Source organism: Paenibacillus sp. G34 (assembly GCF_056856875.1).
In genome coordinates this window covers 5,524,249-5,546,659 of record NZ_CM166469.1, presented here as the reverse complement: position 1 = coordinate 5,546,659, position 22,411 = coordinate 5,524,249, and the positions used below count along the sequence as shown (strand labels likewise).

Here is a 22,411-nt window from a genome sequence, read left to right as displayed (position 1 = left end):
CCACGTTCAAATGGCAAAGGCTAAATACGAACGTAATAAACCACACGTTAACATTGGTACTATTGGTCACGTCGACCATGGTAAAACAACTCTGACTGCTGCAATCACAACTGTATTGTCCAAAACTTACGGTGGTGCTGCTGTAGCATTCGACCAAATCGACAAAGCTCCAGAAGAGCGCGAGCGCGGTATCACTATCTCCACAGCACACGTTGAGTACGAAACTGACACTCGTCACTACGCTCACGTAGACTGCCCAGGTCACGCCGACTATGTTAAAAACATGATCACTGGCGCGGCACAAATGGACGGAGCTATCCTGGTAGTATCCGCAGCTGACGGCCCAATGCCACAAACTCGTGAGCACATCTTGCTCTCCCGTCAAGTAGGCGTACCTTACATTGTTGTTTTCTTGAACAAATGTGACATGGTTGAAGACGAAGAGTTGTTGGAACTGGTTGAGATGGAAGTTCGCGACCTTCTTAACGAATACGAGTTCCCAGGTGATGATACTCCAATCACTCGTGGATCCGCTCGTGAAGCACTGGCTAACCCAGATGGTGAGTGGGCTCAAAAAATCGTTGAGATGTTCAAAGAAATCGACACTTACATCCCACTGCCTGAGCGTCAAACTGACAAGCCTTTCTTGATGCCTGTCGAGGACGTATTCTCCATCACTGGTCGTGGTACCGTTGCTACAGGTCGTGTAGAGCGTGGTACTGTTAAAGTCGGCGAAGAGATCGAGATCGTTGGTATCACTGAAGAAACTAAAAAATCCGTAGTTACGGGCGTTGAGATGTTCCGTAAATTGTTGGATTCCGCACAAGCGGGTGACAACATCGGTGCATTGTTGCGTGGTGTTGACCGTACTCAAATCGAGCGTGGTCAAGTACTTGCTAAACCAGCATCTGTTAAACCACACACAGAATTCACTGCTCAAATTTACGTTTTGACTAAAGAAGAGGGTGGCCGTCATAAGCCTTTCTTCACTGGATACCGTCCACAGTTCTACTTCCGTACAACTGACGTAACTGGTATCATCAACCTGCCAGAAGGTACTGAAATGGTAATGCCTGGTGACAACATCACGGTTACTGTTCAACTGATCTCTCCAATCGCGATCGAAGAAGGAACTAAGTTCTCTATTCGTGAAGGTGGACGTACAGTTGGTGCGGGTTCCGTAGCAACAATCCAAAAATAATTTGGCTCTTGCCAAATGAGTATAAGCAACAGTGTACTGGAACGAGTAACATTGTATTGTAACGAAGCTTCGGAAGAGTTCTTTATCCGACATCGGATAAAGAACTCTTTTATTATGTCAACGTTTCGGAACCTGCGTCATCTAAAATGAACAAGATTTATCTTATAGATTGATAGGTTAGGCAGCCTGGATATGAAGAAAAACATTGAGCTAAATTGAGTCGATTCATTTGAAAAGATCAATTTAAATGTTTTTATTAAATATGCTTGCAATATGCCCATCTTTTCTATATAATAATGAATGTTGTTCTTGTGACGTTGCGATGATGTGAGAGGTTACTGGCACACCCGGCCCCTTTGCCATGGGAGAGTGGCTAGAAAATTTTCACGGAGTATGTCCGATAAAAAATTGGGCGATAGAAGGAGGGACTAAAATGGCAAAGCAAAAAATTCGTATTCGTTTGAAAGCTTACGACCACAGAATTCTTGATCAATCCGCGGAGAAAATCGTTGAAACAGCAAAACGTTCGGGTGCAGGTGTATCCGGTCCGATTCCGCTTCCTACTGAAAAACAAATCATTACTATTCTTCGTGCGGTGCACAAGTACAAGGATTCTCGGGAGCAATTCGAACAACGCACTCATAAGCGTTTGATCGATATCGTTAACCCGACTCCACAAACTGTGGATGCCTTGATGCGCTTGGATCTACCGTCCGGTGTAGATATCGAAATTAAATTGTAATATATAGCAACAAACAAGACCACGTATAAAGGAAAAGAGGTGTCAACATGAAAGGTATCTTAGGAAAAAAACTTGGAATGACTCAAGTGTTTACCGCTGAAGGTAACGTAGTTCCAGTAACGGTTATCGAAGCAGGTCCTTGTGTTGTTTTACAAAAGAAAGATATTGAAAACGATGGCTACGAAGCAGTTCAAATCGGTTTTGCCGATAAGAAAGAGAAAAATGCTAACAAGCCAGAAGCAGGACACGCTAAAAAAGCGAATACTGCACCTAAGCGCTACGTTCGTGAGCTTCGCGGCATTAACATCGCGGAATATGAAGTTGGCCAAGAATTGAAAGCTGACATTTTCGCTGAAGGCGAGTTCGTTGACGTAACAGGTATTTCTAAAGGTAAAGGTTTTGCCGGCGTTATCAAACGTTGGGGACAAAGCACTGGACCTATGTCACACGGTTCGCGTTACCACCGTGGCCCAGGTTCGATGGGTTCGATCCAAGCAAACCGCGTTCCTAAAGGCAAACGCCTGCCAGGACACATGGGACATGATTCTGTTACAATCCAACGTCTTGAAGTTGTTAAAGTAGACGCTGAGCGTAACGTGATCCTCGTGAAAGGTTCCATTCCTGGACCGAAGAACAGTCTTGTAAAAGTTAAAGAAACGGTGAAAAAATAACCACTGAAGAAAGGAGGAACACAAAATGCCAAAAGTATCAGTTTACAATGTAGATGGTAGCCAAGTGGGTGAAGTTGAACTGAATGATGCGGTATTCGGTATCGAGCCGAATCAACACGTTCTGTACGATGCAGTTCTTATGCAACGCGCTTCCCTTCGTCAAGGTACCCACAAAGTAAAAGGACGTTCTGAAGTACGTGGCGGTGGACGTAAACCTTGGAAACAAAAAGGTACAGGTCGCGCTCGTCAAGGTTCGATTCGTTCTCCACAATGGAAAGGCGGCGGTATCGTATTTGGTCCGACTCCACGGAGCTATGCGTATAAACTGCCTAAGAAAGTTCGCCGTCTGGCGATCAAATCAGCCCTTTCATCTAAAGTGCAAGACAATGACATTATCGTTTTGGACGCTCTTACTCTGAGCTCGCCTAAAACTAAAGAATTTGCAGCTATCTTGAACAATCTTAAAGTAGGCCGCAAAGCTTTGATCGTAGCCCCTAGCTATGATGATAATGTAGCTCTTTCCGCACGGAATATTCCTGGCGTGAAATTCGTAGCTGCTGACGGCATTAATGTTCTTGACGTGCTTGGGCACGACAAACTGATCATTACGAAAGAAGCAGTTCAGAAGGTAGAGGAGGTGCTCGCGTAATGAAGGATCCTCGTGATATTGTAAAACGTCCGATTATTACGGAACGTACTGCTGACATGATGAACGACTTGAAATATGTATTTGAAGTCGATATCCGTGCAAACAAAACCGAGATCAAAAAAGCGGTAGAAGCTATTTTCGGCGTAAAAGTGAAAAACGTGAACACACTTCGTGTTCCAGCTAAACCGAAACGGTACGGACGTTATTCCGGATATACAAGCGAATGGAAAAAAGCGTTTGTAACACTGACGCAAGACAGCAAATCGCTTGAGTTCTTTGAAACTGTATAATTGAAATTTTTGAAGTAAGGAGGGAAAACTAGTGCCAATCAAAAAGTATAAACCAACATCCCCGGCAAGACGGAATATGTCCGTTTCTACATTTGAGGAAATCACCACAGATAAGCCGGAGAAATCGTTGTTAGCACCGTTGAGCAAACAAGCGGGTCGTAACAACCAAGGTAAAATTACAGTTCGTCACCACGGTGGTGGACACAAACGTAAATACCGTATCATCGACTTCAAACGTACTAAAGATGGAATACCGGGCCGCGTTGCTACAATCGAGTATGACCCGAACCGTACTTCCAACATTGCGTTGATTCACTATGCTGATGGTGAGAAACGTTACATCATCGCTCCTAAAGGTCTGAAAGTTGGAGATCAAGTATTCTCTGGTCCTGACGCAGATATCAAAATCGGTAACGCACTGCCGCTTGAAAACATTCCAGTAGGTACCGTTATCCACAACATCGAGTTGAAACCAGGTAAAGGCGGACAATTGGTTCGTGCTGCTGGTACAGAAGCTCAATTGCTTGGTAAAGAAGAAAAATACGTTTCTGTTCGTCTCTCTTCCGGAGAAGTTCGTCGTATTTTGAAAGTTTGCCGCGCGACAATCGGATCCGTTGGTAACCAAGACCACGAGCTCATCAAAATCGGTAAAGCCGGTCGTAGCCGTTGGTTGGGACAACGTCCTGAGGTTCGTGGTGTGGTAATGAACCCTAACGATCACCCTCACGGTGGTGGTGAAGGTCGTGCTCCAATCGGACGTAAATCGCCAATGTCACCATGGGGTAAACCTACTCTTGGTTTCAAAACGCGTAAGAAAAATAAAGCTTCTGATAAATACATCATCCGTCGCCGCACGAAGTAATACACAGTGTGCATAACTTCGTGAGGCATCTACGGATGCATAAAAGCTATGTTTGAAGGGAGGATCTCCACATGAGTCGCAGTTTGAAAAAAGGGCCATTCATTGATGGCTACATGCTCAAGAAGGTAGAAGAGATGGAAGCATCAGGCAAGAAGAACGTTATCAAAACCTGGTCCCGTCGCTCTACAATTTTCCCACAATTCATCGGACACACATTTGGCGTTTACGACGGTCGTAAGCACGTGCCAGTGTATGTAACTGAGGACATGGTCGGACACAAACTGGGTGAGTTCGCTCCAACCCGTACGTACAAAGGCCATACTGATGATGATAAGAAAACAAGAAGATAAATGAACATCTCTAATGTTTGAGAGGAGGTTACACAATGGAAGCAAAAGCACATGCTAAGTTTATCCGGATTGCTCCTCGTAAAGTTCAACTCGTTGTTGACTTGATTCGCGGCAAGCAAGTAGGTGAGGCGGTTGCCATTCTCCGTCACACTCCGAAATCCGCTTCTCCAGTTGTTGAGAAGTTGCTTAACTCCGCTATTGCGAATGCGGAACACAATTATTCTTTGGATGTTAATAACTTGGTGATCTCGCAAGCTTACGTAAACCAAGGACCAACGATGAAACGTTTCCGCCCTCGTGCAATGGGACGTGCAAGTCGTATTAACAAACGTACTAGCCACATTACTTTGGTGGTATCTGAAAAGTAGAAGGAGGGAAAACGTGTGGGCCAAAAGGTAAATCCAGTCGGACTTCGTGTCGGAGTTATCCGTGACTGGGAATCTAAGTGGTATGCAGGCAAAGACTTCGGTGATCTTTTGATGGAAGACGTGAAAATTCGTGAATTCCTGAAAAATAAATTGAAAGACTCCGCTATGTCTCGTGTTGAGATCGAGAGAGCGGCTAACCGCGTAAACGTAACGATTCACACAGCGAAACCAGGTATGGTAATCGGTAAAGGTGGATCTGAAGTTGAAAATCTTCGTAACCAAATTACGAAAATTGCTGGCGGTAAAAAGGTACACATCAACATTTCTGAAATTAAGAACCAAGACCTGGACGCAATCCTGGTAGCAGAAAGCATTGCACAACAATTGGAACGTCGTGTTTCTTTCCGTCGTGCGTTGAAACAAGCTATTCAAAGAACTATGCGCTCCGGTGCTAAAGGTATTAAAACTCAAGTAGGCGGACGTCTTGGCGGTGCTGAGATTGCACGTTCTGAAGGCTACAGCGAAGGAACTGTTCCACTGCACACACTGCGTGCTGACATTGACTATGGTACTGCAGAGGCTCATACTACTTACGGACGTATCGGCGTAAAAGTATGGATCTATCGTGGAGAGGTTCTTCCTACGGCTAAGAAACAAGCTGCTAAGGAAGGAGGCAACTAATCATGTTGGTACCAAAACGTGTAAAACACCGTAAGCAACAACGTGGACATATGAAAGGCCAAGCAAAAGGCGGAACTACGCTGAACTTTGGCGAATACGGTCTGCAAGCTACGGAACCGGCTTGGATTACGAACCGTCAAATCGAAGCGGCTCGTATTGCGATGACTCGTTACATCAAACGTGGTGGTAAAGTCTGGATCAAAATTTTCCCTGACAAACCAATCACTCAAAAGCCTCTCGAGGTTCGGATGGGTAGCGGTAAAGGTAACGTAGAAAAATGGGTTGCAGTAGTGAAACCAGGTAAGATCATGTTTGAACTTGCTGGTGTACCGGAGGATATTGCTCGCGAAGCGATGCGTCTTGCCGCTCACAAACTGCCAATCAAAACGAAGTTCGTGAAACGTGAAGAATTGGGTGGTGAAGCAAATGAAAGCTAGTGAATTTCGCAACCTAACCTCTGCTGAAATCGAGCAAAAGATTGCCGGATTTAAAGAAGAACTCTTTAATCTCCGCTTTCAACTCGCTACCGGTCAGCTGGATAACCCGACTCGAATCCGTGATGTGCGGAAAGAAATAGCTCGTGCTAAAACCATCATCCGTGAAAGAGAACTGGGAATCGGTTAATTAGAGGTCGGATGTACATTCCGTCTGTAATCAGGAAGGAGGCCAACAATGAGCGAAGAGCGTAATGCACGTAAAGTTCAAACTGGTAAAGTTGTCAGTGATAAAATGGACAAAACGATTGTTGTTGCTGTAGAAACCTACAAAAACCACAAATTGTATCATAAACGCATTAAGGTTACTAAAAAGTTCAAAGCGCATGACGAAGAAAACACTGCGAAAATCGGTGACACGGTGAAAATCATGGAGACTCGTCCGCTTTCGAAAGATAAACGCTGGAGACTTACTGAAGTCGTTGAAAAAGCGGTTATCATCTAATTGCATGATCAGCATAGCTGGAAGGAGGAATACTAAATGATTCAACCATTTACACGTTTGACTGTAGCCGACAACTCCGGTGCGAAGGAACTGATGTGTATCCGCGTACTCGGCGGTACGGGACGTCGTACAGCTCAAATCGGTGATTTGATCGTTTGTTCTGTAAAACAAGCAACACCAGGCGGCGTTGTCAAAAAAGGTGATGTAGTTAGAGCGGTTGTCGTTCGTACGAAACGTTCTGTGCGTCGTAAAGACGGTTCCTACATCGGTTTTGATGAAAATGCAGCTGTTGTTGTAAAAGACGACAGAAGCCCACGTGGAACACGTATTTTCGGACCTGTTGCTCGTGAACTTCGCGAGAAAGATTTTATGAAAATCGTTTCCTTGGCCCCAGAGGTTATCTAATAGATTATGCTCGTGATGTTTAGAAACAGGAGGTGTACGAAATGCCAAGAGTGAAAAAAGTTCTGGAATCCCATAACAACAAACTTCACGTTAAAAAGGAAGATACGGTTATGGTGATCAGCGGTAAAGACAAAGGTAAAAAAGGCCGTGTCATCGCTGCTTATCCTCGTGAAAACCGCGTCCTTGTGGAAGGTGTTAACATGGTGAAAAAACACCAGAAGCCTAACCAGCAAAACCCGCAAGGCGGCATTATCGAGAAGGAAGCTCCGATTCACGTTTCCAACGTGATGCACATCGATCCAAAGAGCGGAAAAGTAACCCGTGTTGGTTACAAAGTGTTGGATAACGGTAAAAAAGTGCGCGTTGCAAAACGTTCCGGAGAAATTATCGACTAATTGAACCGAATGAGAAAGGAGGGCTATGATTCATGGCATCAAGAATGAAAGAACGTTACCTGCAAGAAATCGCTCCTGCTTTGATGCAGAAGTTTAACTATACAACGGTAATGCAAGTGCCGAAAATCGAGAAAATCGTTATCAACATGGGTGTGGGCGACGCTGTCCAAAACTCCAAAGTGTTGGATTCCGCAGTAAACGATTTGCAACTGATCGCAGGTCAAAAACCTGTAATCACTCGTGCGAAAAAATCAATCGCAGGTTTCAAACTGCGTGAGAACATGCCTATCGGTGTGAAAGTAACATTGCGCGGCGAGCGTATGTACTACTTCCTCGATAAATTGTTCAACGTAACACTTCCACGTGTACGTGACTTCCGCGGTGTATCGAGCAAAGCGTTCGATGGTCGTGGTAACTACACTCTGGGTCTGAAAGAGCAATTGATCTTCCCAGAGATCGAGTATGATAAAGTAGACAAAGTCCGCGGTATGGATATTGTCATCGTAACAACGGCGAAAACAGACGAAGAGTCCCGCGAATTGCTTACGCAAATGGGAATGCCTTTCGTTAAATAATGTTGGCATAAACGTTCCGGGTGTCTGGAAAGACTCCCTTTTCTCCGAAATTATTTAGGAGGTGTCAGGCTAAAGTGGCAAAAACTTCGATGAAAGTTAAACAACAACGTACACCAAAGTTTAAAGTACGTGCTTATACACGCTGCGAGCGTTGCGGTCGTCCACATTCGGTACTGCAAAAGTTCAAAATTTGCAGAATTTGCTTCCGTGAATTAGCTTATAAAGGCCAGATCCCTGGCGTGAAAAAAGCAAGCTGGTAAAAAGTCCTGAACGGGAAGGAGGTTAACTCACAATGACTATGTCTGATCCAATTGCAGATATGCTTACTCGTATTCGTAACGCGAACACTGTTCGCCACGAAACGGTAGAAATGCCTGCTTCGACAATGAAAAAACAAATTGCCGATATCCTGAAGCGTGAAGGTTTCATCCGTGACGCTGAATTTATCGAAGATAACAAACAAGGGATTATCCGTGTTTTCTTGAAATACGGTCAAAATAACGAGCGCGTTATCACTGGTCTGAAAAGAATCAGTAAACCAGGTCTTCGTGTTTACACGAAAAGCAATGAAGTACCTCGCGTACTTGGCGGCCTTGGAATCGCGATTATCTCGACATCCAAAGGTGTTATGACGGACAAAGAAGCTCGTCAATCGAAATCCGGCGGAGAAGTCGTCTGCTACGTTTGGTAATATAACGTCACAAGATAGGAGGTGCAACATATGTCTCGTATTGGTCGCAAACCAATTACAGTACCAAGTGGTGTAGACATCACTTTGGACAATACCGTTATCACGGTAAAAGGACCTAAAGGAACTTTGACTCGTGAACTTCACAAAGACATGAAGGTTACAGTTGAAAACAACGAAATTACAGTTGTGCGTCCTTCCGATAACAAAACTCACCGTTCTTTGCACGGCACAACGCGTAGCGTTGTCAACAACATGGTGAGCGGCGTAACTGAAGGATTCGCTAAATCTCTGGAGTTGGTTGGGGTCGGATATCGTGCAAGCAAATCCGGAGATAAAATTGTTCTGAACGTTGGTTACTCTCACCCGGTTGAAATTACACCGGAAGCGGGAATCGAATTCGAAGTACCTTCGAATACGAAAATCATTGTTCGCGGTATCGATAAAGAGCGCGTAGGTGCTTACGCTGCTAAGATTCGTTCCGTTCGCGAACCTGAGCCGTACAAAGGTAAAGGTATTAAATATGAAGGCGAGCGTATCATCCGTAAGGAAGGTAAAGCCGGTAAGAAGAAATAAGATTTCTCTTACCGCCTTTGCGCGGCTTTCGGCTTGCTTGCTTCGTGTGTTTCTAATATACCCCGTGGCTTCTGCTTTGAAGCCAGCGAGGTAACCTGAAAGGAGTGAATCCCTGAGATGATTACGAAACCAGATAAAAACAAGGCTCGTCTGAAAAGACACCTTCGTGTTCGTAAGAAAATCCAAGGAACGGCTGCACGTCCTCGTTTGAACGTTTTCCGTTCTGGTAAACATATGTACGCTCAAATCATCGATGATGTAGCTGGTGTAACAATCGCTTCCGCGTCTACTGTAGACAAAGAATTGAGCACTGACATCAAAAATGGTGCATCTGTTGAATCTGCTCGTAAAGTTGGCGAACTCGTTGCTAAACGTGCAAAAGACAAAGGTGTTTCCAATATCGTATTTGACCGTAGCGGATATCTGTATCATGGTCGTATCGCAGCATTGGCTGAAGCGGCTCGTGAAGCAGGACTTGAGTTTTAAGATATTTTTCAAAAGGAGGTTAACGACTTGCGTGTAGATCCGAATACTTTGGAACTGTCTGAAAGAGTAGTAAACATTAATCGCGTAGCTAAAGTAGTAAAAGGCGGACGCCGTTTCAGCTTTAGCGCACTGGTTGTAGTCGGCGACGGCAACGGCTGGGTTGGAGCGGGTATCGGTAAAGCGGGCGAAGTACCTGATGCAATTCGCAAAGGTATTGAAGATGCTAAGAAAAACCTTGTACACGTTCCACTCGTAGGAACTTCGATTCCTCACTTGGTAACAGGTAAGTTCGGCGCAGGACGCGTTCTGTTGAAACCAGCATCTGAAGGTACTGGTGTTATCGCTGGTGGTCCTGTACGTGCGGTTCTCGAACTTGCTGGTGTAGGTGACATTTTGACAAAATCTCTGGGTTCTTCGAATTCCATGAACATGGTCAATGCGACTTTGGAAGGTTTGTCCCGTTTGAAGCGTGCTGAAGACGTGGCTAAACTGCGCGGAAAATCCGTCGAAGAGCTTCTGGGTTAGGAGGGAATTCTCATGGCTAAATTAGAAATTACCCTCGTCCGTAGCTTGATCGGACGTCCGGAGACGCAAAGAACAACTGTGAAAACATTGGGCTTGCGCAAAATCAACAGCAAAGTGGTTCAAAACGATAATCCTGCCATCCGTGGTATGATTAACAAAGTAAGCCACTTGGTAGCTGTTAAAGAAGTAGAAGCATAAGAACGGGTTAATCCCACAAATCTTTAAGGAGGTGCAACGAACGATGAAGTTACATGAGCTTTCTCCATCACCTGGATCCCGCAAAGAGCGTAAGCGTGTTGGTCGCGGTCCAAGTAGTGGTACGGGTAAAACATCAGGTCGCGGTCATAAAGGACAAAACGCTCGTTCTGGCGGTGGTGTTCGTCCAGGCTTCGAAGGTGGACAAAATCCATTGTATCGTCGCTTGCCAAAACGCGGTTTCGTAAACCCAACTCGCAAAGAATATGCAGTTGTTAATATCGAAGACCTGAATAGTTTGCCTGCGGGTACAGAAGTAACTCCAGAATTCTTGATGACGAATGGCGTTGTTAAAAACGCTAAATCCGGAATCAAAGTCCTGGGTAACGGTGAAGTCACTGTGAAGCTGACTGTTAAAGCTAACAAGTTTTCTCAATCTGCGGTGGAGAAAATTGAAGCTGCCGGCGGTACAACCGAGGTGATTTAATGTTCAAGACCCTAAAGAATATCTGGCGGGTTGAGGATCTGCGCAAAAGGGTATTATTTACCCTTTTTGTACTGATCATTTACCGCATCGGCTCCTTTGTTCCCGTTCCAGGTGTTAACAAAGATGTGTTCGAAGCGACAAATTCTGCGGGTAAAGAAGTTTTTGGACTTCTCAATACGTTCTCGGGTGGAGCACTGTTTCAGTTCTCGATATTTGCACTCGGGATCGTTCCTTACATCACTGCGTCTATCATAGTACAGTTGCTTTCCATGGACGTTATTCCTAAATTAGCGGAGTGGGCAAAGCAAGGTGAGCAAGGTAAGAAGAAATCTGCACAACTGACTCGTTATTTAACGATCGGTCTGGCATTGATTCAAGCGTTTGGTACGTCGATCGGATTTAACCGCTTGTACAATACAGACATGATTCCTAACGCTACGTTTGCAGATTATATCTTGATCGCGATTGTACTTACGGCCGGTACTTCATTCCTGATGTGGCTTGGTGAGCAGATCACCGAGAAGGGCATCGGAAACGGAATCTCGATTTTGATCTTTGCGGGTATCCTGTCAACAGTGCCTAACATTATCAAACAAACGATCGAGTCCGATTTCATCCAACCTGATCAGTTGTTTATGAACATCCTTAAAGGTGTAATCATCGCGATTGTGATCGTACTGATTATCATCGGTGTCATTTACATTCAGCAGGCGATTCGGAAAATTCCTGTGCAGTACGCAAAACGCGTCGTAGGAAACAAAATGTACGGTGGACAGAATACACATATCCCGCTGAAGATTAATGCAGCTGGTGTTATCCCTGTCATCTTCGCATCATCGCTGTTGATGTTCCCAACGATTATCGCCAACTTCTGGGCTAATCATGGTTGGGCACAGTGGATCGGTCAAAACTTGACTACACACAAACCACTTGGTATGGTGCTGTATGTCGTGATGATCTTCGGATTCACATTCTTCTATACTTTTGTACAGATGAATCCACAGCAGATGGCTGATAATATGAAAAAGAACGGCGGTTATATCCCGGGTATTCGCCCAGGTAAAGCAACCGAGAAATATCTGACCCGTGTCATGACTCGTTTGACAATGGCCGGAGCCATCTTCTTGGCAGTCATTTCCGTTCTGCCTGTATTCTTAGGGGCACTTTCTGGTTTGCCTCAATCAGCGCAAATTGGGGGGACTTCTCTCCTGATCGTTATCGGTGTTGCGCTGGATACGATGAAGCAAATCGAAAGCCAATTGATCAAACGCCACTACAAAGGTTTTATCAATAAATAGGCAATAGGTTCCGGTTGAGTAAAGATTTACTTGCCGGCACCTATTGTGCTGTTTGTTGATGTAGGGTAGTCTTGGAGGGAGTGACATAACGTGAACATCCTATTCATGGGCCCTCCGGGGGCAGGAAAAGGTACGCAAGCAGACGTCATTGTGAAAGAGTTCGGTATTCCCCATATTTCAACAGGCGATGCATTTCGTCTTGCGATTAAACAGGGAACTCCCATTGGCCTGAAAGCCAAGGAATATATGGATCAAGGATTACTTGTACCAGATGATGTAACCATCGGCATCGTTGAAGAACGTTTGCAGCAGTCCGACTGCAGAGAAGGATTCCTCTTGGATGGATTTCCAAGAACCCTGTCTCAAGCAGAAGCCCTGGATGGCATCCTGGAACGACTGAACTCAGGTCTTGATCATGTGATCAACCTGAAAGTGGATCGCAACAAATTACTCGCTCGTTTAACGGGTCGTCGTATTTGTAAAAACTGTGGTTCGACTTATCATGTCGTATTTAATCCACCGAAGCAGGATGGTACTTGTGATAAATGCGGCGGCGAGTTGTACCAACGCTCTGATGATAACGAAGAGAGCGTAGGCACTCGTTTGGACGAATATATCAACAAAACAGCACCACTCCTCACGTTCTACGAAACTAAAGACCTTCTTCGTCAAATCGACGGAGAACAGGATATCGATCAAGTTTCTCAAGAAATCGTGTCCTTGTTGAGAGGTTAATTGATGATCATTGGTAAGTCCGAAACGGAACTGGGTTTGATGAGGGAAGCAGGGAGAATTGTTGCGGAAACGCATCTTCTCTTGGCAGAGCACATTGTTCCCGGTATTACGACTGGTGAACTTGACCATATGGCTGATCAATTTATCTGCAGTCAAGGAGCTGTGCCGTCTTTCAAAGGTTATAACGGTTTCCCTGCCAGTGTGTGCGCTTCAGTGAATGAAGAGTTGGTACATGGATTTCCCGGCAAACGCAAGTTGAACGAGGGCGATATCGTTACGTTTGACATTGGCGCGCAGTACCAGGGGTATCATGGAGATTCTGCCTGGACCTATCCAGTAGGCCGTATTTCCGAAGAAGCTAGACGTCTTCTGGACGTTACTGAGGCTTCATTATACGCAGGACTAGCGCTGGTAAAACCAGACGTTCGCTTGTTTACAATATCTCATGCAATTCAGAAATATATTGAAGATGAAGGGTTTTCCGTCGTTCGTGAATATGTCGGTCACGGCATTGGAGCGGATTTGCACGAGGAACCATCGATTCCGAACTATGGTCTTCCTGATCGTGGACCAAGGTTAAAGGCTGGCATGGTGCTAGCCATTGAGCCAATGGTTAACGCAGGCAGACGGTATGTGAAAACGTTGGAAGATAACTGGACTGTCGTCACAGTAGATGGATCGTTATGTGCCCACTTTGAACACACCGTAGCAGTTACACCTGAGGGTATGGAAATTTTCACAAAACTGAACGCGTAGGTGATTAGGCATGAACAATCAGTCGAATCCGCAGCTCGGTCAACTTGTGAAGATCCGTAAAGGCCGCAATGCGGACCAAGCCGCAGTAATTGTTTCTATAGTAGACAATAGGTTCGTATATATCGCGGATGGAGACAAACGAAAGTTTGACCAACCCAAGAAGAAGAACATTCTTCATCTTGAACTTCAACCGATGATTAGCAGTGAGGTTGTAAACAGTTTAAACGAGAGTGGTCGGGTGACAAACGGAAAGCTCCGCTATGCGGTTCATTCGTTTCTGGAATCCACCAACATTCAAGCTGAAGAGAAAGGAGACTGACTAATGGCCAAGGAAGATGTCATTGAAGTGGAAGGCACGGTTCTTGAACCGCTGCCGAATGCAACGTTCAAGGTTGAGCTTGAGAATGGTCATCAAATTCTCGCTCACGTTTCCGGAAAATTGCGGATGCACTTCATCCGTATCCTGACTGGAGACAAAGTAGTTGTTCAGTTATCGCCTTATGATCTAACAAAAGGTCGTATAACTTACCGTAAATAGTAGTAGACAGTTGCAATGAACTGTGAAGCTTATGAAGCGGGTTTTGCCCGGCAAAACTTGCGAAAGCTTCGAAGCCGGTTTTACAATAGTAGAACTAGGTCAATGCTTACGAAGAGGGTTTTGCTAAGCAGAACTTTGAGGAGGTAATTCACATGAAGGTAAGACCTTCGGTCAAGCCGATTTGCGAAAAATGCAAAGTCATTCGCCGCAAAGGGAATGTAATGGTTATCTGTGAAAATCCAAAACACAAACAAAAACAAGGTTAATGAAGGGGGTGTAGCGTAAAATGGCACGTATAGCTGGTGTGGATTTGCCACGTGATAAGCGCGTTGAGATCGCCTTGACTTATATTTTCGGAATCGGTAAAACGACTTCCCAGAAAATTCTGAGCTCTACAGGCATCAATCAGAACACTCGTGTTCGTGATTTGACGGAAGATGAAGTCAGCAAATTGCGTGAAAGTATCGACAAAGAGGTCAAAGTTGAAGGTGACCTGCGTCGTGAAATCTCTTTGAATATTAAACGTTTGACGGAGATCGGTTGTTACCGTGGAGTTCGTCATCGTCGTGGTCTGCCTGTTCGTGGACAACGTACGAAAACGAATGCTCGTACTCGTAAAGGTCCTCGTCGTACTGTAGCGAACAAGAAGAAATAATAAGGGGGGATAAGAGAAAATGGCTAAACCGAAAAAAGTCGTACGTACTAAACGTCGTGACCGTAAAAATATTGAATCTGGCGTGGCACATATCCGTTCCACTTTCAATAACACTATCGTTACTATTACGGATCCTCACGGAAACGCGATTTCGTGGGCAAGCTCCGGCGGCCTCGGATTCAGAGGTTCCCGTAAATCGACTCCGTTTGCTGCACAAATGGCTGCTGAGACTGCTGCCAAAGCTGCAATGGAACATGGGATGAAATCCGTTGAGGTTATGGTTAAAGGACCAGGCGCAGGCCGTGAAGCAGCGATCCGCTCTTTGCAAGCTGCTGGTCTTGAAGTTAACCTGATCAAAGACGTAACTCCAGTCCCGCATAACGGATGCCGTCCTCCAAAACGTCGTCGTGTCTAATGAGATTTGCCCCTTCGTGTGGTATACATCCGGCACAATCTGCTAATAATGGTTGTTTAGGCATACTACTACATGTTTTCGCAAGAGAAGGTAAATGTTTCATAAAGGACCGACGTTTTGAAGGAGGGGTATTGCAGTGATAGAAATCGAAAAGCCGAAAATTGAGACGGTAGACGTCAATGATGATGGCACCTATGGGAAATTCGTAGTAGAACCGCTGGAGCGCGGATACGGTACGACGCTTGGAAACTCGCTTCGCCGAATCCTGCTCTCATCACTGCCGGGTGCGGCAGTGTCTTCGGTTCAAATCGATGGCGTTCTGCATGAATTTGCTACAGTTCCTGGCGTAATGGAAGATGTTACAGAGATTATCCTTAACCTGAAAGCTTTGTCGCTCAAAATTCATTCTGACGAGGAGAAAGTGCTCGAGATTGATGCTGAAGGCGAAGGAGCAATCACGGCTGGAGACATTCGTGCTGATTCCGATGTGGAAATCCTTAATCCGGATCTTCACATTGCTACGCTTGGACCAGGTTCGAGACTTCACATGCGTATTTTTGCCAATCGCGGTCGCGGCTACGTCCAGGCAGATCGGAATAAACGCGATGACCAGCCGATCGGCGTCATCCCTGTCGATTCCATCTTCACCCCGATTAGCCGCGTAAACTACGCTGTGGAAAATACGCGTGTAGGCCAAGTAACCAACTATGACAAGCTCACGTTGGAAGTTTGGACTGACGGAAGTATTCGTCCTGAAGAGGCTGTAAGCCTTGGCGCTAAAATTTTGACCGAGCATCTCATGCTCTTCGTGGGTCTTACAGACGAAGCGAAAGATGCAGAGATCATGGTTGAAAAAGAAGAAGACAAAAAAGAAAAAGTACTCGAAATGACGATTGAAGAGCTGGATCTCTCTGTTCGTTCCTACAACTGCCTCAAACGTGCTGGTATTAATACCGTACAAGAGCTGACTACGAAAACGGAAGAAGACATGATGAAAGTCCGTAACCTCGGACGCAAGTCTTTGGAAGAAGTTCAAGAGAAGCTTGAGGAACTTGGTTTGGGACTACGTACAGAAGAATAGACAGCTGAGTGCTTGAAGTGAAGGAGGGAAAACAATGGCATACCAAAAGTTGGGCCGTAATTCCAGCGCACGTAAGGCTTTGTTCCGTGACCTGGTAACCGACCTGTTCTTATACGAGCGCATTCAGACAACTGAAGCGAAAGCAAAAGAGGTTCGCTCTATTGCTGAAAAACTGATCACTAAAGCGAAAAAGGGAGATCTTCATGCCCGTCGCCAAGTGGCAGCTTATGTTCGCCGCGAAACAATCGATGGTGAGCAAGATGCAATCCAAAAACTGTTTAGCGAATTGTCCGGTCGTTACGCTGAGCGTCCAGGCGGATACACACGTATCCTGAAACTGGGACCTCGTCGTGGTGACGCAGCGCCTATGGTTTACTTGGAACTGGTAGACCGCGCGTAATACAGATGTGAGATGAGGAAAGGGGACAGAGTCCGACGATTCTGGATTAACCCTTTTTTTCTCTTCATTTCGGAATTCGTGCTGTAAATGAAGCTCCGTAAGGGGCTTCTTTTGCTGTTCGGGATAGGGTTATGTATAGTATGGAACAAAGGTGTGGTAATATGCGCAACTTATGTATGACGGTGACTTACGATGGAACGGCCTACTACGGCTTTCAAGTACAGCCAGGAGGTAATACCATTCAGGACCACCTTGAGGATTCCATTCGTGCGTTGACTGGTGAGACAGTAAAAATCACGGGTTCAGGCCGAACGGATGCAGGCGTTCATGCCCGCAGACAAATCTTCAATTTCCTTACAGCGTCCCAGATTCCGGTGGAACGTTGGTGTATCGCACTCAACTCCAGATTGCCATCTGATATTGTTGTTATTGATGCAATGGAGGTACCGCTAGATTTTCATTCTCGTTATGCAGCGAAAAAGAAAACCTATCGATACACGGTCAATGCAAACCAATTTCCGGATGTCTTTAATAGGAGATTGCAGCATCATCATCATGCCAAGCTGGATATCACTGCTATGGAAGAAGGCCTGCGTCATTTCATAGGCACATATGACTTTACGTCCTTTGCTTCGCGCAAGTCTCAGAAAGAGAATCATGTACGTTCGGTATACGAAGCATGGATAGAAGTGGACCGATCAATGTGTAGGGACCATCCTCGCGATCAGGGTGTCATTCACATTTATGTGAGTGGTAACGGCTTTTTGCAGCATATGGTGCGAATCATTGTCGGGACGTTGCTGGAGATCGGAGAGGGCAAACGGAAAGCCTCTGATGTGCCGAATATGATTGCTGCATGCAACCGTTCTGCTGCAGGACCAACTGCAGTTAGTTGCGGTTTGATGCTCTGGGATCTTGAATACAAAAAAGATTAAATTTAGTGAGTAAAAAGCTTAATTTATACTTGCGATTTGATCGCCTATCATGTAATATAAAAGTTGTGTTTTCTTAATGGCTTTCCCACAGCCCCAATTAAGATGTTCACATCGCAACAACTATCCATCAACACCTAAAGTTATCACTTAACGAACGAAGATAAATGAAAATGATGATTTTGAACATTTAAGGAGGAACTTTTCATGCGTACTACGTACATGGCGAAGCCTAACGAAGTTGAGCGCCAATGGCACATCATTGATGCTGAAGGCAAAACCCTCGGACGTTTGGCGAGCGAAGCAGCTGCTTTGATCCGCGGCAAACATAAGCCACAATTCACTCCACACGTGGACACTGGCGATTTCGTTGTTATCATCAATGCAGAGAAAATTGTATTGACTGGTAAAAAAATGCAAGGTAAAAAATACTACCGTCACTCGATGCACCCAGGTGGTTTGAAAGTAACTACTGCAGAAGAGATGGTTAAAAACAAAGCTGAACGTATGTTGGAATTGGCTGTTCGCGGTATGCTTCCTAAAACTCGCATGGGCGAGAAAATGAAGCTGAGACTTAAAGCGTACAGAGGCACTGAGCATCCACACGCAGCACAAAAACCAGAAGTTTACGAACTTCGCGGTTAATTAAAAGGAGGACAGTTTCATGGCACAAGTACAATACTATGGGACAGGTCGTCGTAAACATTCGGTAGCACGTGTTCGCCTTGTACCGGGTGAAGGACGCATTGTCATCAATAAACGTGATATTAATGAATACTTCGGTTTGGAAACACTCAAACTGATCGTAAAACAACCACTGAATTTGACTGAAACGCTCTCTAACTATGACGTTTTGGTTATCGCTCATGGTGGCGGAATCTCCGGTCAAGCCGGCGCAATCCGTCATGGTATCTCCCGCGCTCTGCTTAAAGCAGATCCAGAATACCGTGCATCCCTGAAAAAAGCAGGATTCCTGACTCGTGACCCACGTATGAAAGAACGTAAAAAATACGGTCTTAAAGCGGCTCGTCGCGCACCTCAGTTCTCCAAACGTTAATTTTTCAAAGTCCTTGGCTTCGGCTAAGGGCTTTTTTTGTTTTCTAAGTAGAATTCGATACGATGTACTAATCTAAAGCATTTCGAAGTTACTGTATCGTTCTGCTTTCATATGCAAAATGTTTCTTAAGACACCTCCTCCTCGAGCCTTTTAACTTACTTTTCGCTACACACTTGCTAGAGGTTTACTTCACCATATTGTTACCTCGAATCACTCCCAATTTCTCATTTCTTGTTATCAGTTTTTTTTATAAATACGATAAAGGGTTCTTACTTTTGCTAACAGGCGGAATCACAAGCATGTAGGGATCTGTTTGCTCAGCGAGAATCGACTTCAGCTTGCCTATGTCATATGGGAAGGTATTCTACCTGCACTTAGCATGCTATAAAGTCAACTGCGGCAAAGGTTTTTAGGTTATAAGGTAGGAAGTACCTTGGAGATGCTCTCATGAGATCTTGGTTTGATCTTATCCTCGAATGAGGTAAAAGACTAAATAACACTAAAACTGAGCCTAGTTAATTCGTTTTTTTGAGGAATGAACTGATGTATTTTACCAGATGGCAGGCATTGACATCCCGAGTGAAAGATTTATACTATACATAATTCATATTAGATTAGTCGGCTTTATTTGGTTTTGAGATCATGAATGGGGGAAATTGAACGATGAACTTGTTAGAAAAGGAAGAACTGGCACGTGCAAAAGCAGAGGAACTGGAGCATGCAAGTCCAGAGGATATTATTCGTTATGCAATTGAGACATTTCCAAATATCACTTTTGCATGCAGCTTCGGTGCAGAAGATGTTGTACTTGTAGATATGTTGCAAAAAATCAGCCCATCCACAGATATTTTTTATCTGGATACAGATTTTCATTTCCAGGAAACCTATAATACGCGTGATCGGATGCAAGAAAAGTACAACCTTGATTTTGTGAGAGTCTCGCCAAAGATTACACCGGAAGAGCAGGCTGCCCAGCATGGAGAAGAATTATGGAAATCAGATCCTAATGCTTGTTGCAACATTCGTAAGGTTGAACCGCTGACGCGTATTCTTTCGCAATATGATGCATGGATTACAGGTATTCGGAGAGATCAGGCGCCAACGCGGGCAAACTCCAAGAAGGTTGAATATGATACGAAGTTTGGCCTGATGAAATTTAACCCAATTGCTCATTGGACGAGTGAGGATGTGTGGGAATACATTCGTGCTAATAACGTGACATATAATCCACTTCATGATCAGAATTACCCAAGTATCGGCTGTGAGTACTGCACACGGCAAGTTATGCCTGGAGAAGATCCACGTGCGGGACGTTGGTCTGGCAATGATAAAACGGAATGCGGGCTGCATAAATAAGAGTTTAATTGTGGGCGGACCTAGCATTGTCTCTATATTTTATTGATCATAAGTGGTTTCCATCAAAATAACGGATGTATAAATAAGGAGCTGACAAGATGACTTCGATTCTGCCTCATGGAGGTGCGCTCGTACAGCGTGTCGTACAAGGAGAAGAACGTGAGCAATTGCTGCAGGAAAGTAAAAACCTGAACTCATTACAGATTAGCACTTGGACGATCTCAGATTTGGACTTGATTGGTGTAGGTGCGTTCTCACCACTGCAAGGGTTTATGAATGAGGAAGATTATCTTTCTGTCGTATCTCGGATGCGTTTGGCTGACGGTACCGTATGGAGCATACCAATCACCCTTGCTGTAGATGATCAACAGGCATCTTCTCTTCGTAAAGGTGAGGTTGTTGCTCTTGTTGGTGAAGCGGATGGGGTAACTTATGGTCTGCTTGAAGTTCAAAGCATCTATAAGGTGGATCAGGGAGAGGAAGCACGCCGTGTATTCAAGACCGATGATCCAGAACATCCTGGTGTGAAAAAACTGCTCGAGCGTCCTGCAACATATGTAGGAGGGCCAATTCAGGTATTGAACCGTCCGAAACCTGCCAAGTTCGAAGAATTCTATTATGATCCGGCAGAGACACGCAACATTTTTAAGGAAAAAGGCTGGCGAACCGTTGTTGGCTTTCAGACCCGTAACCCGGTTCATCGGGCGCATGAATATATCCAGAAAAGTGCAATGGAGATCGTTGATGCCCTTTTCCTGAATCCGCTTGTGGGCGAAACCAAATCGGATGATGTTCCTGCGAATGTGCGCATGAAGAGTTATTTGGTTCTACTGGAGAACTACTATCCGGCGGATCGTGCATTTCTGGGCGTATTCCCGGCTGCCATGCGGTATGCAGGACCTCGTGAAGCTATTTTCCATGCGATGGTGCGTAAAAATTATGGTTGTACCCACTTTATTGTGGGCCGTGATCATGCAGGTGTAGGTGATTACTACGGAACCTATGAAGCACAAGAGATCTTCTCTAATTTTACCGCTGAGGAGCTCGGCATTACACCGCTGTTCTTCGAACATAGCTTCTTCTGCACTAAGTGCGGAAACATGGCTTCCAGTAAAACATGCCCTCATGACAAGGAGCACCACCTGACGCTGTCCGGAACCAAGGTCCGTGGATTGCTGCGTAATGGTGAATGTCCGCCGCCTCAATTTACACGGCCTGAGGTTGCTGAGGTGCTGATTGAGGGTATGGCAGAGCAAGTCCATTCCTAAGGGTATATTTGTCCATCTTGTCCCATATAGATGATTAGAGTCATTTATAGGGACGAGGTGGTTTTTTATGCGCAAAAACATGGGGAAACATCTGGTGGTCTGGATCCGCTTGAAAACAGTGAAGAGGGTTATGCTGAGCCTATGTTTGTTGGCTATGTTTGTGGCGGTTGTTTCGTATGAGATGCCTTCGGCCAAAACGTCAGGATATTGGAGCCTGCCTCTGGCTGGTAAGGTGATCGCTATTGATGCAGGTCATGGAGGGCCAGATGGTGGCGCAGTGAGCAGGCAGGGAGTTATTGAGAAGGATATCAATCTGTCCATTGCGCTGTATGTTAGAGACTATTTGCAGCAAGCAGGAGCTCTTGTTGTGATGACTCGTGAAATCGATAAGGATTTGGCCGACGAGGGAACGAGAGGGTACTCCAGACGCAAGACAGAGGATCTCAAACAGAGAGTGAGGCAGATTGAAGATAAACAGGCCGATTTATTTATTAGCATTCACATGAACAGCGTGCCATCTAATCGCTGGAGTGGCGCACAAGTTTTCTACACGCCTAATCATCCTGATAACGAAGGTCTTGCAAATCTGTTACAAGCTGAAATGATTCGGAACCTGGAAAATACAGATCGTATAGCAAAAACGGTGAGTACCGTCTACTTGTTACAGGCTCTGAAAATCCCATCAGCACTCGTTGAGGTTGGATTTTTGTCCCATCCAGAAGAGGCAAAAATGCTTGCTGATGAAATGTACCAACGGAAAGTAGCTGCGTCTATTTACAACGGCATTCTCCGATATTCCGCAGGAGAACGTCCGAAAAGTTAGTCATAAGAAGAA

General features: G+C 45.1%; 38 protein-coding genes. All 38 read left to right on the top strand.

Features of this window, described 5'->3' with window-relative positions; genetic code table 11:
* Positions 1 to 10: 10 nt before the first annotated feature.
* Positions 11 to 1,201, top strand: coding sequence for an elongation factor Tu (gene tuf / locus AC1VYS_RS25275; RefSeq protein WP_482911919.1), 1,191 nt, complete (start codon positions 11 to 13; stop codon positions 1,199 to 1,201).
* Positions 1,202 to 1,634: 433 nt separating this feature from the next.
* On the top strand, positions 1,635 to 1,943 hold the full coding sequence (gene rpsJ / locus AC1VYS_RS25270; protein WP_017692074.1) for a 30S ribosomal protein S10: 309 nt from the start codon (positions 1,635 to 1,637) through the stop codon (positions 1,941 to 1,943).
* A 47-nt stretch (positions 1,944 to 1,990) separates the two neighbouring features.
* Positions 1,991 to 2,614: a 50S ribosomal protein L3 gene (gene rplC / locus AC1VYS_RS25265; RefSeq protein ID WP_482911918.1), complete on the top strand. Its 624-nt coding sequence runs from the start codon at positions 1,991 to 1,993 to the stop codon at positions 2,612 to 2,614.
* A gap of 25 nt (positions 2,615 to 2,639) precedes the next feature.
* Positions 2,640 to 3,263, top strand: coding sequence for a 50S ribosomal protein L4 (rplD, locus tag AC1VYS_RS25260; protein WP_110899280.1), 624 nt, complete (start codon positions 2,640 to 2,642; stop codon positions 3,261 to 3,263).
* Positions 3,263 to 3,553, top strand: coding sequence for a 50S ribosomal protein L23 (rplW, locus tag AC1VYS_RS25255; protein WP_090924675.1), 291 nt, complete (start codon positions 3,263 to 3,265; stop codon positions 3,551 to 3,553). The genes rplD and rplW overlap by 1 nt, the downstream gene beginning before the upstream one ends.
* Before the next feature lie 31 nt (positions 3,554 to 3,584).
* On the top strand, positions 3,585 to 4,415 hold the full coding sequence (gene rplB, locus AC1VYS_RS25250) for a 50S ribosomal protein L2 (RefSeq protein ID WP_111271026.1): 831 nt from the start codon (positions 3,585 to 3,587) through the stop codon (positions 4,413 to 4,415).
* A 71-nt stretch (positions 4,416 to 4,486) separates the two neighbouring features.
* Complete coding sequence (gene rpsS, locus AC1VYS_RS25245) at positions 4,487 to 4,765, top strand: 30S ribosomal protein S19 (RefSeq protein WP_056697694.1); 279 nt, start codon at positions 4,487 to 4,489, stop codon at positions 4,763 to 4,765.
* A 35-nt stretch (positions 4,766 to 4,800) separates the two neighbouring features.
* Positions 4,801 to 5,133, top strand: a complete 333-nt coding sequence (gene rplV, locus AC1VYS_RS25240) for a 50S ribosomal protein L22 (protein ID WP_090924674.1) — start codon at positions 4,801 to 4,803, stop codon at positions 5,131 to 5,133.
* Positions 5,134 to 5,148: 15 nt separating this feature from the next.
* Positions 5,149 to 5,814 carry a 30S ribosomal protein S3 gene (gene rpsC / locus AC1VYS_RS25235; RefSeq protein ID WP_090924673.1) on the top strand — a complete coding sequence of 222 codons (666 nt, stop codon included), beginning with the start codon at positions 5,149 to 5,151 and terminating at the stop codon, positions 5,812 to 5,814.
* A gap of 2 nt (positions 5,815 to 5,816) precedes the next feature.
* Complete coding sequence (gene rplP / locus AC1VYS_RS25230; protein WP_076292170.1) at positions 5,817 to 6,251, top strand: 50S ribosomal protein L16; 435 nt, start codon at positions 5,817 to 5,819, stop codon at positions 6,249 to 6,251.
* On the top strand, positions 6,241 to 6,438 hold the full coding sequence (gene rpmC / locus AC1VYS_RS25225) for a 50S ribosomal protein L29 (RefSeq protein WP_017692083.1): 198 nt from the start codon (positions 6,241 to 6,243) through the stop codon (positions 6,436 to 6,438). The genes rplP and rpmC overlap by 11 nt, the downstream gene beginning before the upstream one ends.
* 48 nt (positions 6,439 to 6,486) lie before the next feature.
* Complete coding sequence (gene rpsQ, locus AC1VYS_RS25220; RefSeq protein WP_056697701.1) at positions 6,487 to 6,753, top strand: 30S ribosomal protein S17; 267 nt, start codon at positions 6,487 to 6,489, stop codon at positions 6,751 to 6,753.
* A gap of 36 nt (positions 6,754 to 6,789) precedes the next feature.
* The gene (rplN, locus tag AC1VYS_RS25215; RefSeq protein ID WP_024633579.1) at positions 6,790 to 7,158 is read left to right on the top strand and encodes a 50S ribosomal protein L14; all 369 of its coding nucleotides are present in this window, start codon (positions 6,790 to 6,792) and stop codon (positions 7,156 to 7,158) included.
* A 41-nt stretch (positions 7,159 to 7,199) separates the two neighbouring features.
* Positions 7,200 to 7,553: a 50S ribosomal protein L24 gene (rplX, locus tag AC1VYS_RS25210; RefSeq protein WP_017692086.1), complete on the top strand. Its 354-nt coding sequence runs from the start codon at positions 7,200 to 7,202 to the stop codon at positions 7,551 to 7,553.
* A gap of 32 nt (positions 7,554 to 7,585) precedes the next feature.
* Complete coding sequence (gene rplE / locus AC1VYS_RS25205) at positions 7,586 to 8,128, top strand: 50S ribosomal protein L5 (protein WP_090924671.1); 543 nt, start codon at positions 7,586 to 7,588, stop codon at positions 8,126 to 8,128.
* Positions 8,129 to 8,202: 74 nt separating this feature from the next.
* Positions 8,203 to 8,388, top strand: coding sequence for a type Z 30S ribosomal protein S14 (locus tag AC1VYS_RS25200; RefSeq protein ID WP_013312154.1), 186 nt, complete (start codon positions 8,203 to 8,205; stop codon positions 8,386 to 8,388).
* A 32-nt stretch (positions 8,389 to 8,420) separates the two neighbouring features.
* Positions 8,421 to 8,819, top strand: a complete 399-nt coding sequence (rpsH, locus tag AC1VYS_RS25195) for a 30S ribosomal protein S8 (protein WP_123067254.1) — start codon at positions 8,421 to 8,423, stop codon at positions 8,817 to 8,819.
* 30 nt (positions 8,820 to 8,849) lie between these two features.
* Positions 8,850 to 9,392, top strand: coding sequence for a 50S ribosomal protein L6 (gene rplF, locus AC1VYS_RS25190; protein ID WP_017692089.1), 543 nt, complete (start codon positions 8,850 to 8,852; stop codon positions 9,390 to 9,392).
* A 117-nt stretch (positions 9,393 to 9,509) separates the two neighbouring features.
* Positions 9,510 to 9,878: a 50S ribosomal protein L18 gene (gene rplR / locus AC1VYS_RS25185; protein WP_017692090.1), complete on the top strand. Its 369-nt coding sequence runs from the start codon at positions 9,510 to 9,512 to the stop codon at positions 9,876 to 9,878.
* Positions 9,879 to 9,905: 27 nt separating this feature from the next.
* Positions 9,906 to 10,403 carry a 30S ribosomal protein S5 gene (gene rpsE / locus AC1VYS_RS25180; RefSeq protein WP_024633574.1) on the top strand — a complete coding sequence of 166 codons (498 nt, stop codon included), beginning with the start codon at positions 9,906 to 9,908 and terminating at the stop codon, positions 10,401 to 10,403.
* Between the two features lie 12 nt (positions 10,404 to 10,415).
* Positions 10,416 to 10,601: a 50S ribosomal protein L30 gene (gene rpmD / locus AC1VYS_RS25175; RefSeq protein WP_017692092.1), complete on the top strand. Its 186-nt coding sequence runs from the start codon at positions 10,416 to 10,418 to the stop codon at positions 10,599 to 10,601.
* 43 nt (positions 10,602 to 10,644) lie between these two features.
* Positions 10,645 to 11,085 carry a 50S ribosomal protein L15 gene (gene rplO, locus AC1VYS_RS25170; protein WP_090924667.1) on the top strand — a complete coding sequence of 147 codons (441 nt, stop codon included), beginning with the start codon at positions 10,645 to 10,647 and terminating at the stop codon, positions 11,083 to 11,085.
* Positions 11,085 to 12,383 (top strand): preprotein translocase subunit SecY, encoded by a 1,299-nt coding sequence (gene secY, locus AC1VYS_RS25165; RefSeq protein WP_090924666.1) that lies wholly within the window; start codon positions 11,085 to 11,087, stop codon positions 12,381 to 12,383. Before rplO ends, secY begins: the two co-directional genes overlap by 1 nt.
* A 90-nt stretch (positions 12,384 to 12,473) precedes the next feature.
* Positions 12,474 to 13,118, top strand: coding sequence for an adenylate kinase (locus AC1VYS_RS25160; protein WP_482911917.1), 645 nt, complete (start codon positions 12,474 to 12,476; stop codon positions 13,116 to 13,118).
* Between the two features lie 3 nt (positions 13,119 to 13,121).
* On the top strand, positions 13,122 to 13,874 hold the full coding sequence (gene map / locus AC1VYS_RS25155) for a type I methionyl aminopeptidase (protein WP_482911916.1): 753 nt from the start codon (positions 13,122 to 13,124) through the stop codon (positions 13,872 to 13,874).
* 10 nt (positions 13,875 to 13,884) lie between these two features.
* On the top strand, positions 13,885 to 14,193 hold the full coding sequence (locus AC1VYS_RS25150) for a hypothetical protein (RefSeq protein ID WP_482911915.1): 309 nt from the start codon (positions 13,885 to 13,887) through the stop codon (positions 14,191 to 14,193).
* Between the two features lie 3 nt (positions 14,194 to 14,196).
* Positions 14,197 to 14,412 carry a translation initiation factor IF-1 gene (infA, locus tag AC1VYS_RS25145; protein WP_017692098.1) on the top strand — a complete coding sequence of 72 codons (216 nt, stop codon included), beginning with the start codon at positions 14,197 to 14,199 and terminating at the stop codon, positions 14,410 to 14,412.
* Between the two features lie 152 nt (positions 14,413 to 14,564).
* A complete protein-coding gene (rpmJ, locus tag AC1VYS_RS25140) occupies positions 14,565 to 14,678 on the top strand; it encodes a 50S ribosomal protein L36 (RefSeq protein ID WP_003333770.1) in 114 nt (37 codons plus the stop codon).
* 20 nt (positions 14,679 to 14,698) lie between these two features.
* Positions 14,699 to 15,067 carry a 30S ribosomal protein S13 gene (gene rpsM, locus AC1VYS_RS25135; RefSeq protein WP_056697730.1) on the top strand — a complete coding sequence of 123 codons (369 nt, stop codon included), beginning with the start codon at positions 14,699 to 14,701 and terminating at the stop codon, positions 15,065 to 15,067.
* A 19-nt stretch (positions 15,068 to 15,086) separates the two neighbouring features.
* A complete protein-coding gene (gene rpsK / locus AC1VYS_RS25130) occupies positions 15,087 to 15,482 on the top strand; it encodes a 30S ribosomal protein S11 (RefSeq protein WP_068537278.1) in 396 nt (131 codons plus the stop codon).
* Between the two features lie 136 nt (positions 15,483 to 15,618).
* On the top strand, positions 15,619 to 16,563 hold the full coding sequence (locus tag AC1VYS_RS25125) for a DNA-directed RNA polymerase subunit alpha (RefSeq protein ID WP_024633566.1): 945 nt from the start codon (positions 15,619 to 15,621) through the stop codon (positions 16,561 to 16,563).
* A gap of 34 nt (positions 16,564 to 16,597) precedes the next feature.
* Positions 16,598 to 16,963 (top strand): 50S ribosomal protein L17, encoded by a 366-nt coding sequence (gene rplQ, locus AC1VYS_RS25120; RefSeq protein ID WP_017692102.1) that lies wholly within the window; start codon positions 16,598 to 16,600, stop codon positions 16,961 to 16,963.
* A 161-nt stretch (positions 16,964 to 17,124) separates the two neighbouring features.
* A complete protein-coding gene (truA, locus tag AC1VYS_RS25115) occupies positions 17,125 to 17,898 on the top strand; it encodes a tRNA pseudouridine(38-40) synthase TruA (protein WP_482911914.1) in 774 nt (257 codons plus the stop codon).
* Between the two features lie 204 nt (positions 17,899 to 18,102).
* A complete protein-coding gene (rplM, locus tag AC1VYS_RS25110) occupies positions 18,103 to 18,540 on the top strand; it encodes a 50S ribosomal protein L13 (RefSeq protein WP_482911913.1) in 438 nt (145 codons plus the stop codon).
* A 19-nt stretch (positions 18,541 to 18,559) separates the two neighbouring features.
* Positions 18,560 to 18,952, top strand: a complete 393-nt coding sequence (gene rpsI / locus AC1VYS_RS25105) for a 30S ribosomal protein S9 (protein WP_024633563.1) — start codon at positions 18,560 to 18,562, stop codon at positions 18,950 to 18,952.
* Between the two features lie 663 nt (positions 18,953 to 19,615).
* Positions 19,616 to 20,308: a phosphoadenylyl-sulfate reductase gene (locus AC1VYS_RS25100; protein ID WP_482911912.1), complete on the top strand. Its 693-nt coding sequence runs from the start codon at positions 19,616 to 19,618 to the stop codon at positions 20,306 to 20,308.
* 98 nt (positions 20,309 to 20,406) lie between these two features.
* Positions 20,407 to 21,576 (top strand): sulfate adenylyltransferase, encoded by a 1,170-nt coding sequence (sat, locus tag AC1VYS_RS25095; RefSeq protein ID WP_482911911.1) that lies wholly within the window; start codon positions 20,407 to 20,409, stop codon positions 21,574 to 21,576.
* Positions 21,577 to 21,643: 67 nt separating this feature from the next.
* Positions 21,644 to 22,399, top strand: coding sequence for an N-acetylmuramoyl-L-alanine amidase CwlD (gene cwlD / locus AC1VYS_RS25090; protein ID WP_482911910.1), 756 nt, complete (start codon positions 21,644 to 21,646; stop codon positions 22,397 to 22,399).
* Positions 22,400 to 22,411: the final 12 nt, after the last annotated feature.